Here is a 15,295-nt window from a genome sequence, read left to right as displayed (position 1 = left end):
GATTTCTTACATGGCCGCGCAGCGTGGGCTGACGGTACAATCGAGACCGTCCGAAGGCGCTGGCAATCATGGCCACCCACAATAAAAGAAGCCCCATGGAACTCCGACACCTGCGTTATTTCCTGATGGTCGCCGAAGAACTGCATTTCACTCGGGCCGCCGCGCGCCTGAACATGCAGCAACCGCCCCTGAGCAACCAGATCCGCCTGCTGGAAAAAGAATTGGGCTTCGAGTTGTTCAAGCGCCATCCCAAGGGTGTCGATCTGACCACCGGTGGTCAGGTGTTCCTGCAAGAGGCCAGGGCCATTCTCAATCGGATCGAGGAGGGTTCGAAACGGGCGGCACGGGCGGCGCAGGGCCTGGAGGGCAAGCTGTCGATCGGTTTCACCAGTTCGACGGCCGCCCACCCATTGATTCCCGGCATGATCCGCGCCTATCGCGGGCTCTATCCCAACGTCGAGCTGTTGCTCAGCGAGGGCAACGCCGGGGAACTGACCGATGAAGTGAGTTTCGGGCGCATGGACCTGGGCATTCTGCGGGCACCGGTCAGCCAGCCCCGAGGCGTGACCCTGTACCGGCTGCTCGACGAGGAGATGCTGCTGGTGCTGCCGGTGGGCCATCGCCTGTTACCGGCGGACATATTAGTCAACGGCCTGAGCCCGGAAGCGATCGATGCCATGCCGGTGATTGCCCTTGGCGACCTGGCCGACGAGTCATTTATCCTGGTGCGCCGCCATGGCGCGCCCGGTATGTACGCCAATTTGTTGGAAGCCTGTGAACACGCCGGTTTCACCCCGAAAATAGCCTTCGAAATCGAACGGATGCTGACCAACATCAACTTGGTGGCCGCCGGTGCCGGGATCTCGGTGGTACCGGCTTCGATGCGCAGCTTTCATCGCCACAGCGTCGTCTACTGTCGGATCGGCGAGGCGAGCCCACCGCTGGTGGCCCCCATCACCCTGATTGCGCGCACCGAGGACCAGGAGCCGACTCGGCAAAACTTCATCGAATTGGCCCAGGAGCTGGGGCGACAATTTCGCCGAGAACAGCCACCCTGTCCCTGAGTCACGGTCACTGCCCTGCCGCAGCGCGACTCACCTGCATGCGGATCTTGCATTGCGCCGATGCCAGCACGCTCTGGCTCGGCGGCGAAAGCCGTGATGCATTGCCACTATGTCCTTTAGGCGATATCCACAGGCTTATTGGCGTTAGCCGGCAACCATCAGACCGGTTAAAGTCCCTGTAACTTTTTTGCACCCGGATAATGCCATCGATGACCCGCCCTCGCTTTTTGCCCGACAATTTCACCCTGACCCTGATCAGCGTGGTGCTTCTGGCCAGCCTCCTGCCCGCCAGCGGCCAGGTCGCCGTCGGCTTCGGCTGGTTGACCAATATCGCCATTGCCCTGCTGTTCTTTCTGCACGGCGCCAAGCTGTCACGCGAATCGATCATCGCCGGTGCCGGTCATTGGCGCCTGCATCTGCTGGTATTCGGTCTGACCTTTGTCCTGTTCCCACTGCTGGGCCTGGCGCTCAAGCCGCTGCTATCGCCGCTGATCGGCGACCAGCTGTACATGGGCATGCTCTATCTCTGCGCTCTGCCGGCCACAGTGCAATCGGCGATTGCCTTTACTTCCCTGGCCCGCGGTAACGTACCGGCGGCAATCTGCAGTGCGGCGGCGTCCAGCCTATTCGGCATCTTCCTTACGCCATTGCTGGTGACCCTGCTGCTGAAGGTCCATGGCGACGGCGGTTCGATCCTCGATGCCATCCTGAAAATCAGCGTGCAGTTGCTGCTGCCGTTCATTGCCGGGCAGATCGCCCGGCGCTGGATCGGCGCCTGGGTGGGACGCAACAAAAGCTGGCTGAAATTCGTTGACCAGGGCTCGATCCTGCTGGTGATCTACAGTGCCTTCAGCGACGCGGTGAACGAAGGTATCTGGCATCAGATCCCGCTCCGAGACCTTGCCGGCCTGGTGGTAATCTGTAGCGTGCTATTGGCGCTGGTGCTACTGGCATCCACCCTGCTGGGCAAGGCGTTCGGCTTCGACCAGGAGGACCGCATCACCATCGTCTTCTGCGGCTCGAAGAAAAGCCTGGCGACCGGCGTACCGATGGCTCAGGTGTTGTTCGCCGGCAGCACCGTCGGCGTGCTGATCCTGCCGTTGATGCTGTTTCATCAGATCCAGTTGATGGTCTGTGCGGTGCTGGCACAACGTTATGCCCGGCGCCCCGAGTCGGTCAGCGAGTTGATGGGTCAGGTCGACCCCTGACCCCACGATCCCGATAAGGCCCGGCTGAGCGTCCGGGCCTTATCGGCAGGGGTGCGATCAAGCTGCCGCGACTTCCTGCTTGAGGCTGTTCATATCGATCACGAAGCGATATTTCACATCGCCTTTGAGCATGCGCTCGTAGGCTTGGTTGATGTCCTGGATAGCAATCATCTCGATATCCGAGACAATGCCATGCCTGGCGCAGAAATCCAGCATCTCCTGGGTTTCGCGGACCCCACCGATCAGCGAACCGGCCAGGCTACGGCGCTTGAAGATCAGGTTGAATACCGTCGGTGACGGATGCGGGTTGTCCGGAGCACCGAGCAGGGTCATGGTGCCATCGCGCTTGAGCAGCGCGAGAAAAGCATCCAGGTTGTGCGGCGCGGCCACGGTGTTGAGGATGAAGTCCAGGGAGTTGGCAACCTTGGCCATCTCCTCCGGGTTCTTCGACACTACCACCTCATCGGCCCCCAGGCGCAGGCCGTCCTCGCGCTTGTTCGACGAGGTGGTGAACAGCACCACATATGCGCCCATGGCATGGGCGATTTTCACCGCCATATGGCCCAGCCCACCCAAGCCCACTATCCCGACCCTCTTTCCGGGACCGACTTTCCAGTGGTGCAATGGCGAATAGGTGGTGATCCCGGCACACAGCAATGGCGCGACGGCAGCCAAATCGGCGTCGGCGTGAGAGATGCGCAGGACGAACTTTTCCTTCACCACAATGGTGTCCGAGTAGCCGCCAAAGGTATTTTCGCCACCGAACAGCGGACCGTTGTAGGTCCCGGTAAAGCCGTTCTCGCAGTATTGCTCTTCACCTTCCGCGCAGGAGGCACAGTGCTGGCAACTGTCGACCATGCAACCGACGCCCGCCAGCTCACCGACCTTGAACCTGCGTACATTGGCCCCCACGGCAGTCACCCGACCGACGATCTCATGCCCCGGTACCGAGGGATACAGGGTGTTGTTCCACTCATTGCGCACCGTGTGCAGGTCAGAATGGCAAACACCGCAATAGAGGATATCGATCTGCACATCATCGGCGCCTGGCGAGCGACGTTCGAAGGTGAATGGCTTGAGCGAATCTTTCGGGTCTTGAGCGGCATAGCTGTAAGTCTTGACCATCGCGATCACCTCTTGATTCTGCGGCTAAACAGGAGTTGACCAGCATAGACACTGAATCGTTCAGATGAATGTGCCGGACGCAAAGGCTATGACCGATCGGACCGGCGGTCTCGATGACCGGATCATGAAAACAGGCGCTATGCTCCAAGCAACAGCGCGTGTGCAACCACCAGTCCACGCCCGCTGTCCATTCAGTACGCACTCCCCCTGAAACGAGGTGAAGACATGCCGAACAACTCCCGCCCTGCCGTTCTCGAACTGATCGGCAATACGCCGCTGGTGCGCGTAAGCCGTTTCGATACCGGCCCGTGCACGTTGTTCCTCAAGCTCGAATCCCAGAATCCCGGCGGTTCGATCAAAGATCGTATCGGTCTGGCGATGATCGATGCCGCGGAGCGCGATGGCCGCCTGCGCCCTGGCGCGACCATTGTCGAAGCCACGGCGGGCAACACTGGCCTGGGCCTCGCGCTAGTGGGGCGGGCCAAGGGCTACCGAGTGGTACTGGTGGTTCCGGACAAGATGTCCACCGAGAAGGTCTTGCATCTGAAGGCCATGGGCGCCGAAGTGCACATCACCCGCTCTGATGTCGGCAAGGGCCATCCCGAGTACTATCAGGATGTCGCCGCCCGTCTGGCCGAGGAGATTCCCGACGCGTTCTTCGCCGACCAGTTCAACAACCCGGCCAACCCACTGGCCCACGAAACCAGTACCGCACCGGAAATCTGGGCGCAGACCCAGCATGATGTCGACGCCATCGTCGTCGGTGTCGGCTCGGCCGGCACCCTGACCGGCTTGACCCGTTTCTTCCGGCGCGTGCAACCGAACCTGGCCATGGTGCTGGCCGACCCGCTCGGTTCGGTGGTCGCCGAATACAGTCGCAGCGGCATCGTCGGTACCGCAGGCTCTTGGGCAGTTGAGGGCATTGGTGAAGACTTCATTCCCTCGATTGCCGACCTGTCCAGCGTGCGCCACGCCTACTCGATCAGCGACGAGGAAAGTTTCGACCATGCCCGCCAGTTGCTACGCGCCGAAGGTATCCTCGGCGGCTCGTCCACTGGCACCCTGTTGGCTGCGGCGCTACGCTACTGCCGCGAGCAGAGCGAACCCAAGCGCGTCGTGACCTTTGTCTGCGACACCGGCACCCGTTACCTGTCCAAGGTCTACAACGACCAGTGGATGAACGACCAGGGCCTGCTGCAGTACAAGCGCTACGGCGACCTGCGCGACCTGATCGCCCGGCGCTTCGAGGATGGCCGGGTGATCAGCGTGGGACCGGACGACACCTTACTCACCGCCTTCCAGCGCATGCGCCTGGCGGATGTCTCGCAACTGCCGGTATTGGTGGACGGGCAGCGGTTGGCAGGCGTCATCGATGAATCCGATATCTTGTTGGGCATGCACGCCGACGCGGCACACTTTCGCCTGAGCGTGGCCAGTGTCATGACCGATAACGTGCGAACCTTGGCGCCTGCCGCCAGCTTGGCCGAACTGCAGGCGGAGCTGGATCGCGGGCTGGTGGCAATCATTGCCGACGCGTCGGGCTTCCATGGCCTGATTACCCGCGTCGACCTGCTCAATCACTTACGGAGATCCCTGGCATGAGCCCATACGACACACCTACCGCACGCCCCGCCTTCGCTACCCGGGTCATCCATGCCGGGCAGTCGCCGGACCCGAGCACCGGGGCGCTGATGCCGCCGATCTATGCCAACTCCACTTATCTGCAAGAGAGCCCCGGCGTACACAAGGGTTTCGACTACGGACGCTCCCACAACCCGACGCGGTTTGCCCTGGAACGCTGTGTGGCGGATCTCGAAGGCGGTAGCCAGGCCTTCGCCTTTGCCTCGGGTCTGGCGGCGATTGCCAGCGTGCTCGAATTGCTCGATGCCGGTGCCCATGTGGTTTCCGGCAACGACCTCTACGGCGGCACTTTCCGGCTGTTCGACAAGGTGCGCCAGCGTAGCGCCGGCCATCGGTTCAGCTTCGTCGACCTGACGGACCTGAGCGCCTTCGAAGCGGCGCTGCGCGAGGATACGCGGATGGTCTGGGTGGAGACGCCGAGCAACCCCCTGCTGAGCCTCACCGACCTGGCCGCCGTCGCCCGCCTCTGCCGCGACAGGGGGATCATCTGCGTCGCCGACAATACCTTTGCCAGTCCCTGGATCCAGCGCCCGCTGGAACTGGGTTTTGATATCGTGGTGCACTCGACGACCAAGTACTTGAACGGCCACTCGGACGTGATCGGCGGCATCGCGGTGGTCGGGCAAAATGCCGAACTCGCCGAACGCCTGGGATTTCTGCAGAACTCGGTGGGCGCTATTGCCGGGCCATTTGATGCCTTCCTCACCCTACGCGGTGTGAAGACCCTGTCGCTGCGCATGGAGCGCCATTGCAGCAACGCCCTGGAACTGGCGACCTGGCTGGAACAGCAGCCACAGGTGGCGCGTGTCTATTACCCAGGCCTGGCGTCGCACCCGCAACACGAACTGGCACGCCGGCAGATGCACGGTTTCGGCGGGATGATTTCTGTTGACCTGAAGAGCGACCTGGCTGGCGCCAGGCGCTTCCTCGAAAGCGTGCGGATCTTCGCCCTGGCCGAGAGCCTGGGTGGCGTGGAAAGCTTGATCGAACACCCGGCGATCATGACCCACGCCACCATTCCCGCACCGACGCGCGCGCAACTCGGTATCGGCGACGCTCTGGTCCGGCTGTCGGTGGGTGTCGAGGATGTCCAAGACCTGCGGGCGGACCTGGCGCAGGCGCTGGCGCGAATCTAAGTCCTGGGAGGCCGCCCTGCGGGCAGGGCGGCTGTGGCGAAACCACGCGGAAAACCCTCCTCGACTAGAATCCAGGTGTCAGCCCCTATCGTGGAGAACCCGGATGATCAGCAAAAACACTATTTGTCTGTGGTACGACGGCACCGCTCTGGAGGCCGCGACGTTCTACGCCAGGACCTTCCCGGACAGCGCGGTGAAAGCCGTCCACCGTGCCCCTGGCGACTATCCCGCCGGCAAACAGGGCGATGTCCTGACCGTCGAGTTTACGGTGCTGGGTATCCCGTGTCTCGGACTGAACGGCGGTCCGGCGTTCAGGCATACCGAAGCGTTCTCGTTCCAGGTGGCCACCGACGACCAGGCCGAAACGGACCGTTTGTGGAACGCGATTGTCGGCAACGGCGGCCAGGAAAGCGCCTGCGGCTGGTGCAAGGACAAGTGGGGCCTGTCGTGGCAGATCACCCCTCGCATGCTGACAGCGGCGGTTACCCATCCCGACCCGGCGACCGCCAAGCGTGCCTTCGATGCCATGATGGGCATGGGCAAGATCGATATCGCGACGATCGAAACAGCACTGAAGGCCTAAGCGATCCGGACAGGGGTCGGTGGACGCCGGTATCATCGAGGTAACCCAATAGCATGGCCATGCACACAGGAGTCACCCGATGCACAAGGCGTTCGCCCCAACGCTTGAAGAGCTGTCCAGACCCAGGCCGATCAGTTTGCGCGAGGCGTTCTGGTTCTGGCTCAAACTTGGCTTCATCAGCTTTGGCGGACCAGCAGGACAGATTTCGATCATGCACCAGGAACTGGTGGAGCGACGGCGCTGGATCTCCGAGCGGCGTTTTCTGCATGCCCTCAACTACTGCATGTTGTTGCCTGGTCCGGAAGCCCAGCAACTGGCCACCTACATCGGCTGGTTGATGCATCGGACATGGGGAGGCGTGATTGCCGGAGCACTGTTTGTGTTGCCCTCACTGTTCATCCTGATCACGTTGTCCTGGATGTACATCGCCTTTGGTGAAGTGCCCGTCGTGGCGGGGCTCTTCTACGGAATCAAGCCCGCCGTGACGGCTATCGTGGTGCAGGCGGCCCATCGGATCGGCTCTCGGGCGCTGAAGAATAATGGACTGTGGGCGATAGCAGCCGCTTCATTCACGGCGATCTTTGCGTTCAACCTGCCATTTCCTTTGATCGTCCTGGGCGCGGCCTTGATCGGCTATGTCGGAGGACGCCTGGCGCCCGAAAAGTTCAGGACGGGCGGCCATAGCAGCGACAGAAAATCATTTGGCCCCGCCTTGATCGATGACGACACGCCGTCCCCGGCGCATGCCCGGTTCAGTTGGTTAAAACTGGGTTGGCTGGTACTGATCGGCGCCGCGCTGTGGGCGTTGCCGATGGGCGTCTTGAGCGCACTCTATGGTTGGGAGGGCACCTTGACCCAGATGAGCTGGTTCTTCACCAAAGCCGCGTTACTGACCTTTGGCGGCGCCTACGCCGTGCTCCCCTATGTCTATCAAGGCGCGGTCGGTCACTACGGCTGGCTAACCGCGACCCAGATGATCGACGGACTGGCCTTGGGGGAAACCACGCCGGGGCCGCTGATCATGGTGGTCGCCTTCGCGGCTTTTGTCGGGGCTTATGTTTCGCAGGTATTCGGTGCCGACCAGGTATTTCTAGCGGGTGCGGTGGCCGCCACCCTCGTAACCTGGTTCACTTTCCTGCCCTCGTTCCTGTTCATCCTCGCCGGTGGGCCGCTGGTGGAGTCGACCCACGAGGAACTCAGGTTCACTGCCCCGCTCACTGCCATTACGGCAGCAGTTGTCGGTGTGATTCTCAACCTGGCGTGTTTCTTTGGTTACCACGTGCTCTGGCCACAGGGCTTCAGGGGCAATCTCGATTGGCCTTCGGCACTGATCGCCATCGCCGCGGCGATTGCCCTGTTGCGCTTCAAGCGGGGCGTCATCCAGGTGTTGCTGGTCTGTGCGCTCATCGGTCTGGCAGTACATCTGTTGCAGTAATGACGGATGTGATCGCCGGATCAGCGCCGTGTGACAACCTTGCGGTGCTACCCTGCCCGCAGCCATTCGTCACTCACCTTGAACTCCGCCGAAAACCTTCTGGTCGCACCTATATTGATGGGATAGCCGAATCGGAGGAGCCATGATCAGGAGCAGCACGCTGCCGGACCTCGCCGATATCACCCGGCAAGCCCCTCCGGTGCGGCGACTCACGGTGCTCACGCTCAATGTACACAAGGGTTTCACGCCGCTCAACCGGCGATTTATCCTGCCCGAGTTGCGCGATGCCGTGCGCACCACGGGGGCTGACCTGGTGTTTCTCCAGGAGGTGCATGGCAGCCAGATCCGCCATGCCCGCCGCCACCCTGCCTGGCCGTCGTTGCCACAGTACGAGTTTCTCGCCGACACCATGTGGCCGGATTTCGCCTACGGGCGCAACGTGGTCTACCCCGATGGCGACCATGGCAATGCCCTACTCTCGAAATTTCCGATCCAGGCCTACGACAATCTAGATGTCTCGGTCCGGGGCAACGAGCAGCGTGGCTTGCTGCATTGTCGCCTGGAGGTGTCGGGCCATGCACAAGTGCATGCCATTTGTGTACATTTGGGATTACGCGAAGCCCAGCGCCAGCGCCAGGTCGATCTGTTGCTCGACTACCTGAAGAGCTTGCCAGCCACTACGCCCGTGATCATTGCCGGTGACTTCAACGATTGGCGCCGGCGTGCCGATACCCGCCTGGCCGCGCAATCGCTTGTCGAAGCCTTCTCCCACACCCAGGGCGCCCCGGCCCGCAGCTTTCCCGCGCGCCTGCCGCTGTTGCGCCTTGATCGCATCTACCTGCGCAACGCGCAGCCGGGCACGGCCAACGTGCTCTCCGCGTGGCCATGGTCACACTTGTCGGACCACGCTGCCCTGGCCGTGGAGGTGCTGCTGTGAACGGTTCATGGGAGGACGGCAACGACGTACAACTACTGGTCAACGGCGAGGACTACTACGAGCGGGTGTTCACGAGCATTCGCCTGGCCCAACAGGAGGTGTTGCTAGAAACCTTCATCATCGTCGACGACAAGGTCGGGCGAGCGTTACAACAGGTGCTGATCAAAGCCGCGCAGCGCGGCGTGCGGGTCGAAGTCGCGATGGATGGCTACGGCACGGCTGACCTGCCGAAGGCGTTTATCCATGCCATGACCGCCGAGGGTGTCAGGGTACACATCTTTGACCCCCAACCCCGTCTGATTGGTCTGCGCACCAATCTGTTCCGTCGCCTGCACCGCAAGATCGTGGTCATCGATGGGCGGCGCGCCTTTATTGGCGGACTCAATTACGGAGCCGATCATCTGATCGACTATGGTCCCATGGCCAAGCAGGACTATGCCGTGGAGGTCACAGGCCCTGTGGTCAGGCAGATCCGCGATTCGAGCCTGCGCCTGCTGGCCGCGGTGCTTGCCCCACCGAGCCAGCTACTGCCCACGCCAGTGCCCAGTGGTCCCGCTCGGGCCATGCTGCTCGAACGTGACAACTTGCACCATACCCATGACATCGAGGCCCATTACCTCGCCGCGTTTCAGGCTGCGCGCACACGGCTGGTGGTGGCCAATGCCTATTTCTTCCCCGGTTATCGGCTCCTGCGCGCATTGCGCAACGCCGCCAGACGGGGGGTCGACGTCACCCTGATTCTGCAGGGGCAACCGGATATGCGCTGGGTGCGGGCCTTTTCCCGGTTGCTGTACAACGACCTGCTGCGCGACGGGGTGAAAATTTTTGAATACTGCCAACGTCCATTACATGGAAAAGTGGCGTTGATAGATGACGAATGGGCCACGGTCGGCTCCAGCAATCTTGATCCGCTGAGTTTGGCGCTGAACCTGGAAGCCAATCTGTTCATCCGCGACGCGGTTTTCACCGGGAACCTGCACCGGCATCTGTCCGAACTGGTCAGCCAGCACTGCAAGCGCATCACCTTACAGCGGATGATCCGGGGTTACTGGTGGCGGGCGCCGCTGATCTTCCTATGCTTCCACTGCACGAGATATTTTCCGACTATCGCCGGCTGGTTGCCGGCGCACCGCCAGGACCTGCACCCATGGACGCCCGATGAGCCCGGCAGTTACCTTCACAAGGGCAATAACTGATGACCGCTCAAGCCTGGAAGACATGGAGCAAGCATCTGTTGACACTGTTCTTTCTGGTACTGGTGCTGGTCCTGCTCTACCTGTTGGTGCGTCATCTGGACTGGAGTGAAGTAGTGCGCTCGGCACGCAGCTATGCTCCCGCGACACTGCTAACCGCCCTGGTCATGGCGCTGATGAGCTATGGGGTGGTCAGCGGCTACGATCTGCTCGGACGCTCGTATACCGGCCACGCCCTGCCAACACGCCAGGTACTACCCGTGGCATTTGTCTGCTACGCCTTCAACCTGAATTTCACCACCTGGATCGGCGGCATAGCCCTGCGCTACCGTCTCTATACGCGCCTGGGCCTGGATACGCCGACCATCACTCGGATCATTACCCTGGGAATCGTCACGAACTGGATCGGCTATATAGCTCTGGCCGGAGTGGTCTTTTCCTTGCGCCTGGTCAAACTACCCGATAGCTGGGCCATTGGCGTTGCCAGCCTGCAACTGTTGGGGCTGTTGCTCCTCGTCCTGGCGGGTGGATACCTCTATGCCTGTGGCTTCGTCCAACGAAGAACCTGGGTCTGGCGCCAGCACGAGATTACCTTGCCTTCGCTGCGCCTGGCGCTACTCCAGGTCGGGCTCGGCGCCAGCAACTGGGCACTGATGGCGGGGCTGATCTTCATGCTGTTGCCCCATGAGCTGGTGTATCCCTCGATCTTGGGTGTCCTGTTGATCAGTTGCGTGGCTGGAGTCATCGCCCACATTCCCGCTGGCCTCGGTGTGCTGGAGACGGTATTTATTGCGCTGTTGCACGACCAGTTGGACCGGGCTCCCTTGATCGCCGCCTTGCTGGGCTATCGAACCTTCTACTATCTGGCACCCCTGTTACTGGCGGCGATAACCTATCTGGTCCTGGAAAAACGCGCCAGGACAATGCGTCGGCAATACAGGGAAGTGCCTCGCTAGTCTACTTCAAGCCAGCGCTGGGGGAAGATCGGCGCCTGGCGGTGTTTCCCTGGGCATGGCCCGCGCCAGGGCCTCCTTCAGTTGCAATTGGTTGTAAGGTTTGAGGATTCGCGGGAGCTGCACAGCCATGCCCTCCAGATGCTGGGCATATCCGGTGGCAAGAATGATCGGCAGCGCGGGATACAAGTTGCGCACAGCCTCGGCCAACTGCGCCCCGTCCATCTGCGGCATGGCCACGTCGGTGATCATCAGGTCGATATCCGGTTTGTGCCCAAAGCACTGCAGTGCCTGGACGCCGGAAACCGCGCAAATTACCCGATGCCCCAAATCTTCCAACAGCATCATGGTGCTGTTGAGGACCAGGCTGTCATCGTCAACCACCAGCACCGTCAAGGGCTTGAACAGTGGCCCAGGCGTTTTCTCCGGTAGCAACGGCAGCCGCGTGACGGCATCGGTAGCTACCGGCAACCAGAGTTGCGCGGTGGTGCCCTGATCCTTGCTACTTTTGAGCACCAACTGCCCGCCCAGTTGCTCCGCCAGGCCGTGGACCATCGACAGCCCCAGACCGGTGCCCTTGCCAACCCCCTTGGTAGTGAAGAACGGATCGGCCGCGTAAGCCAGGGTTTGCTCATCCATGCCTTCGCCATCATCGATCACCGACAGGCACACATAGTCATCGTGGGGCAGCGTGCCGGTCCTGCCGTGGATCTCGGCGTTGATCCGGATGGTGCCACCCGCCGGCATCGCATCGCGGGAATTGCTCACCAGGTTGAGCAATGCCAACTCCAACTGGTTGATGTCGACATGTACCGCCGGCAACTCCTCCGACAGTTGGACCTGAACCACCACCTGTGGCCCTGCCGAGCTGCATAACAGGTCGAGGAGATTGGTGATCAACCGCGGCAGGTGCACCACTTCGGTCTTGAGTTCCTGACGGCGGGCGAAAGCCAGCATGCGTTGGGTCAGCGAAACCCCGCGCTCGGTACCGAGCAAAGCGTTGTCCACCAGCCGCGAGAGTTTCGGATCGCCGTCGACGCGTTTGTGCAGCAGCTCAAGATTGCCTTGGATGACCGTTAGCAAGTTGTTGAAATCATGGGCGATACCGCCACTGAGTTGGCCGATGGCCTGGAGCTTTTGCGACTGAAACAGCGCCTCGCGCGCCAGCTCCAGCTTTTTTTGCGCCTCGACCGACTCACTGATATCGCGAGTGATTTTGGCAAAGCCGATAATCTTGCCGGTATCGGCGCGGATCGGGTCCAGTATCACATGGGCCAGGAACTGCGTGCCGTCCTTGCGTACCCGCCAGCCCTGCTTTTCGAATCGCCCCTCGCGCGCGGCGATATCCAGGGCCCGGAGGGGTTCGTCAGTGGCGCGATCCTGTTCGGTGTAGAACATCGAGAAATTCTTCCCGATGACTTCCTGCGGCAAATACCCCTTGATACGCTGTGCGCCCGGATTCCAACTGCTGACCCGCCCCTCACGGTCAAGCATGTAGATGGCATAGTCGGTAACGCTTTGCACCAGCAGACGAAACTGCTGCTCACTCTGTTTCAGGTTTTGCTCGGCAAGCTTATGCTCGGTCAGGTCACGAGTGATTTTCGCGAACCCCAGCAGGCCCCCCAGTGGATCGCGAATCGGGTCGATGACTACATAGCACCAGAAACGTGTGCCGTCCTTGCGTACTCGCCAGCCCTGGCCTTCAAATCGCCCCTCGCTGATAGCGGTGTCCAGGGCCTGCTCGGGCACTCCGTCTCGGCGGTCTTCAGGGGTGTAGAAGCAGGAGAAGTGTGCACCGAGGATTTCTTCCTCTGGATACCCCTTACAGCGCTCGGCCCCTTTGTTCCAACTGACGACAACGCCCTGGGGATCGATCGTGTAAATGGCGCAGTCGATGCCCGCATCGACCAACAGACGGAACCGGTTATCGTCGAAGTCGTTTCGAAACGCAGGCTGATCGGACATAGAGGGCTCCGCCGTTATTTTCCAATACATTACACCGGCCTCGCTGGTGCAGCCTAAAAAACCACCGCGAGTGTTACATCAAAGGTTGCAGGTCAATTGCCGATCTTCATCCAATGCGAGTACTTTAAATTTAAATTCTGACGCAAAGATTTATCCCGAAGCCGTCAGACTGACGCGGTAATCTCGTGCCTGCCCCTCGATTTATTGCCTCGACTGAAGCAACGCTCTCGAGTTCTCCGCCGAGGCCAGCTTCGCTCGACGACCGGCAGGATTCGCACTGAAGCGATCTAACAGATGGAACCTGAAAGGAGTTATGGCGATTAATTAGGTGGCGATATCAGAACACCAGCTTATAGCCGATCATAAACAGCATCACTGCCAGGAACGGTCGCAACCACCCATCCGATACCCGCCCGGTCAGATGGCTGCCGATATAGATCCCCGGCAGCGAGCCCATCAGCAGGAAGCCCAGCAGTTCCCAGTTCATGTTGCCCATGCTCGCATGCCCGAGGCCCGCCACCAGCGTCAGCGGTACCGCGTGCGCGATTTCCGTGCCCACCAGGCGCCGGGTCGGTAGAAACGGATAGAGAATAAACAACGCCACCGTGCCCAAGGCTCCGGCGCCAATGGAGGTCAAGGCCACCATGGTACCGAGAACCAGCCCGGTCAGCAGGGTCAGCCCGTTCAACTTCGGCGCACTGATTTGCGAGTGGTCGACGCCTCGGCGGTGGGCAAAAGCCAGCAACTTGTTCTTGAACAACACGGCCAGCGCCGTCAGCAGCAGCACAACGCCCAGCGACCGCTTGATAACGCTGTTCAGGGATTCAGGCGCGGTGTGCAGGCTGCTCAGGAACCACAGGGTCAACACCACCGCCGGCACACTGCCAAGGGTTAGCCAGCCGGTGATCTTCCAGTCGATATTGTCGTTTTTCTTATGAACGAGAACGCCACCGGACTTGGTAATCGCAGCGTACAAGAGATCGGTGCCCACAGCCGTTACCGGGTTGATGCCAAACCACAGCAAGATCGGCGTCATCAGAGAGCCGCCACCGACACCTGTCAATCCGACAATAAAACCGACCACCAAGCCTGCCGTGACAAAACCGAAATTACCGACATCCATTAGCAAACCCCGGAGAATCTAGCGAGACGACAAAAACCGGTGGGCAGCATAGCGCTTAATGTTATGAATGCTTATAAAAATACAATCTAAGATTATAACCAGATACGGATAGGAGCCCCTCTTCCGTCTGTTGCCCAACGTCAGGCCGGGCGTCGAGCATCAGTCCAGGCGCAGGCAGCGATAAGCCTCGGTCCGGTAGGGAAAGGCGATGGTCTCTTGGCCACGCAAGGCTGGGTGGCTTGCGATCAGGGTTTGCAATTGCCCGGCAACCTTGGCTTTTTCAGCCGCGGGCAATGCCGCGATAAAGCTGATCGACAAAAAGCGGTCAGTAATCACCGGGCTCATATTACTCGGCTTAGTCGTCCAGCGCCTTGGGCACAGTAGGCGTTTTGCCGGTTTTCTCCGCCTTGCCAGGCTTAGCGCCTTTGACCGGCTTCGCCTCGGCGCCAGCCGTTGGTGGAGCGGGCGTCGGCGCCACGGTTTCCTTCTCGGAAGCCGGCAACGTATCGACCGCGCTGAACACTTCCTTCAGTGCCAATGGCCCGTCATGTTCGAGGGTCTGCTGCTGACCATCCTTGCCCACCAGGATCACCGTGGCCTTGCCCTCGGGCGTGACCCCAAGCCTGAGCCCGCGAATCAGGGCCATGGTGGTCGGCTGCTCCATGTATTTGTTGGCTCGCTTGCCCACGGTCTGCGCCACCTCATAGAGCACCAGTTGGCGCTCGTCGAAAGCCTTCTGGTTGGCAGGGTCATCAAGCGCCTTTTTCAGCCCGACCAACGTCGGGTCCGCCGTACTTGGCGCGATCACGATCAACGCACGGTTTCTTTGGTAGTCCTGGGCCAACGGAGAGTCGGTATCGGCCGCCAACAAGGGGTTGGACACGACAAGCGACAGAGCCGCGAGGGTCAAAGACCGGATGAACATACGCACC

13 protein-coding genes and 2 pseudogenes are annotated in these 15,295 nt (G+C 60.8%); 10 read left to right on the top strand and 5 right to left on the bottom strand.

Going from position 1 to position 15,295, the window contains the following annotated elements; genetic code table 11:
* The first annotated feature begins 95 nt into the window (after positions 1 to 95).
* Positions 96 to 1,064 (top strand): LysR family transcriptional regulator, encoded by a 969-nt coding sequence (locus tag BMX68_RS18720; RefSeq protein WP_017131913.1) that lies wholly within the window; start codon positions 96 to 98, stop codon positions 1,062 to 1,064.
* A gap of 209 nt (positions 1,065 to 1,273) precedes the next feature.
* Complete coding sequence (locus BMX68_RS18715) at positions 1,274 to 2,272, top strand: bile acid:sodium symporter family protein (RefSeq protein WP_017131914.1); 999 nt, start codon at positions 1,274 to 1,276, stop codon at positions 2,270 to 2,272.
* A gap of 57 nt (positions 2,273 to 2,329) precedes the next feature.
* Here the strand turns inward: BMX68_RS18715 and BMX68_RS18710 are convergent, their stop codons facing one another.
* A complete protein-coding gene (locus BMX68_RS18710) occupies positions 2,330 to 3,397 on the bottom strand; it encodes an NAD(P)-dependent alcohol dehydrogenase (RefSeq protein ID WP_017131915.1) in 1,068 nt (355 codons plus the stop codon).
* A 225-nt stretch (positions 3,398 to 3,622) separates the two neighbouring features.
* Here BMX68_RS18710 and BMX68_RS18705 point away from each other — a divergent pair, with 225 nt between their 5' ends.
* The 7 genes from BMX68_RS18705 to BMX68_RS18675 all read left to right on the top strand — a co-directional run bounded on the left by BMX68_RS18705 (position 3,623) and on the right by BMX68_RS18675 (position 11,278).
* A complete protein-coding gene (locus BMX68_RS18705) occupies positions 3,623 to 4,999 on the top strand; it encodes a pyridoxal-phosphate dependent enzyme (protein WP_017131916.1) in 1,377 nt (458 codons plus the stop codon).
* Complete coding sequence (locus BMX68_RS18700) at positions 4,996 to 6,174, top strand: cystathionine gamma-synthase (RefSeq protein WP_017131917.1); 1,179 nt, start codon at positions 4,996 to 4,998, stop codon at positions 6,172 to 6,174. Before BMX68_RS18705 ends, BMX68_RS18700 begins: the two co-directional genes overlap by 4 nt.
* 103 nt (positions 6,175 to 6,277) lie before the next feature.
* Complete coding sequence (locus BMX68_RS18695; RefSeq protein ID WP_017131918.1) at positions 6,278 to 6,757, top strand: VOC family protein; 480 nt, start codon at positions 6,278 to 6,280, stop codon at positions 6,755 to 6,757.
* 79 nt (positions 6,758 to 6,836) lie between these two features.
* Positions 6,837 to 8,192: a chromate efflux transporter gene (gene chrA, locus BMX68_RS18690; protein WP_017131919.1), complete on the top strand. Its 1,356-nt coding sequence runs from the start codon at positions 6,837 to 6,839 to the stop codon at positions 8,190 to 8,192.
* A gap of 142 nt (positions 8,193 to 8,334) precedes the next feature.
* Positions 8,335 to 9,129 carry an endonuclease/exonuclease/phosphatase family protein gene (locus BMX68_RS18685; RefSeq protein WP_017131920.1) on the top strand — a complete coding sequence of 265 codons (795 nt, stop codon included), beginning with the start codon at positions 8,335 to 8,337 and terminating at the stop codon, positions 9,127 to 9,129.
* Positions 9,126 to 10,325: a cardiolipin synthase ClsB gene (clsB, locus tag BMX68_RS18680; RefSeq protein WP_017131921.1), complete on the top strand. Its 1,200-nt coding sequence runs from the start codon at positions 9,126 to 9,128 to the stop codon at positions 10,323 to 10,325. Before BMX68_RS18685 ends, clsB begins: the two co-directional genes overlap by 4 nt.
* Positions 10,325 to 11,278, top strand: coding sequence for a lysylphosphatidylglycerol synthase domain-containing protein (locus BMX68_RS18675; protein WP_017131922.1), 954 nt, complete (start codon positions 10,325 to 10,327; stop codon positions 11,276 to 11,278). The genes clsB and BMX68_RS18675 overlap by 1 nt, the downstream gene beginning before the upstream one ends.
* Positions 11,279 to 11,284: 6 nt before the next feature.
* On the opposite strand, the gene BMX68_RS18670 is transcribed toward BMX68_RS18675, so the two are convergent.
* Complete coding sequence (locus BMX68_RS18670) at positions 11,285 to 13,240, bottom strand: hybrid sensor histidine kinase/response regulator (protein WP_017131923.1); 1,956 nt, start codon at positions 13,238 to 13,240, stop codon at positions 11,285 to 11,287.
* 229 nt (positions 13,241 to 13,469) lie between these two features.
* Between BMX68_RS18670 and BMX68_RS26445 the strand changes: the two are divergent.
* Positions 13,470 to 13,553 (top strand): annotated as a pseudogene (locus BMX68_RS26445) (creatininase family protein); the annotation flags it as partial.
* Between the two features lie 24 nt (positions 13,554 to 13,577).
* Here BMX68_RS26445 and BMX68_RS18665 read toward each other — a convergent pair.
* From BMX68_RS18665 to BMX68_RS18655, 3 genes and pseudogenes are all read right to left on the bottom strand, one after another.
* Positions 13,578 to 14,363 carry a sulfite exporter TauE/SafE family protein gene (locus tag BMX68_RS18665; RefSeq protein WP_060782326.1) on the bottom strand — a complete coding sequence of 262 codons (786 nt, stop codon included), beginning with the start codon at positions 14,361 to 14,363 and terminating at the stop codon, positions 13,578 to 13,580.
* A gap of 159 nt (positions 14,364 to 14,522) precedes the next feature.
* Positions 14,523 to 14,699, bottom strand: a pseudogene (locus tag BMX68_RS18660) (class I SAM-dependent methyltransferase); the annotation flags it as partial.
* A gap of 19 nt (positions 14,700 to 14,718) precedes the next feature.
* The gene (locus BMX68_RS18655; protein ID WP_017131925.1) at positions 14,719 to 15,288 is read right to left on the bottom strand and encodes a DUF4174 domain-containing protein; all 570 of its coding nucleotides are present in this window, start codon (positions 15,286 to 15,288) and stop codon (positions 14,719 to 14,721) included.
* Positions 15,289 to 15,295: the final 7 nt, after the last annotated feature.

It is taken from the genome of Pseudomonas agarici, assembly GCF_900109755.1.
GTDB classification, from domain to species: domain Bacteria; phylum Pseudomonadota; class Gammaproteobacteria; order Pseudomonadales; family Pseudomonadaceae; genus Aquipseudomonas; species Aquipseudomonas agarici.
Note: the sequence above shows the minus strand (reverse complement) of the source record. Positions and strands in the feature narration are given on the sequence as shown.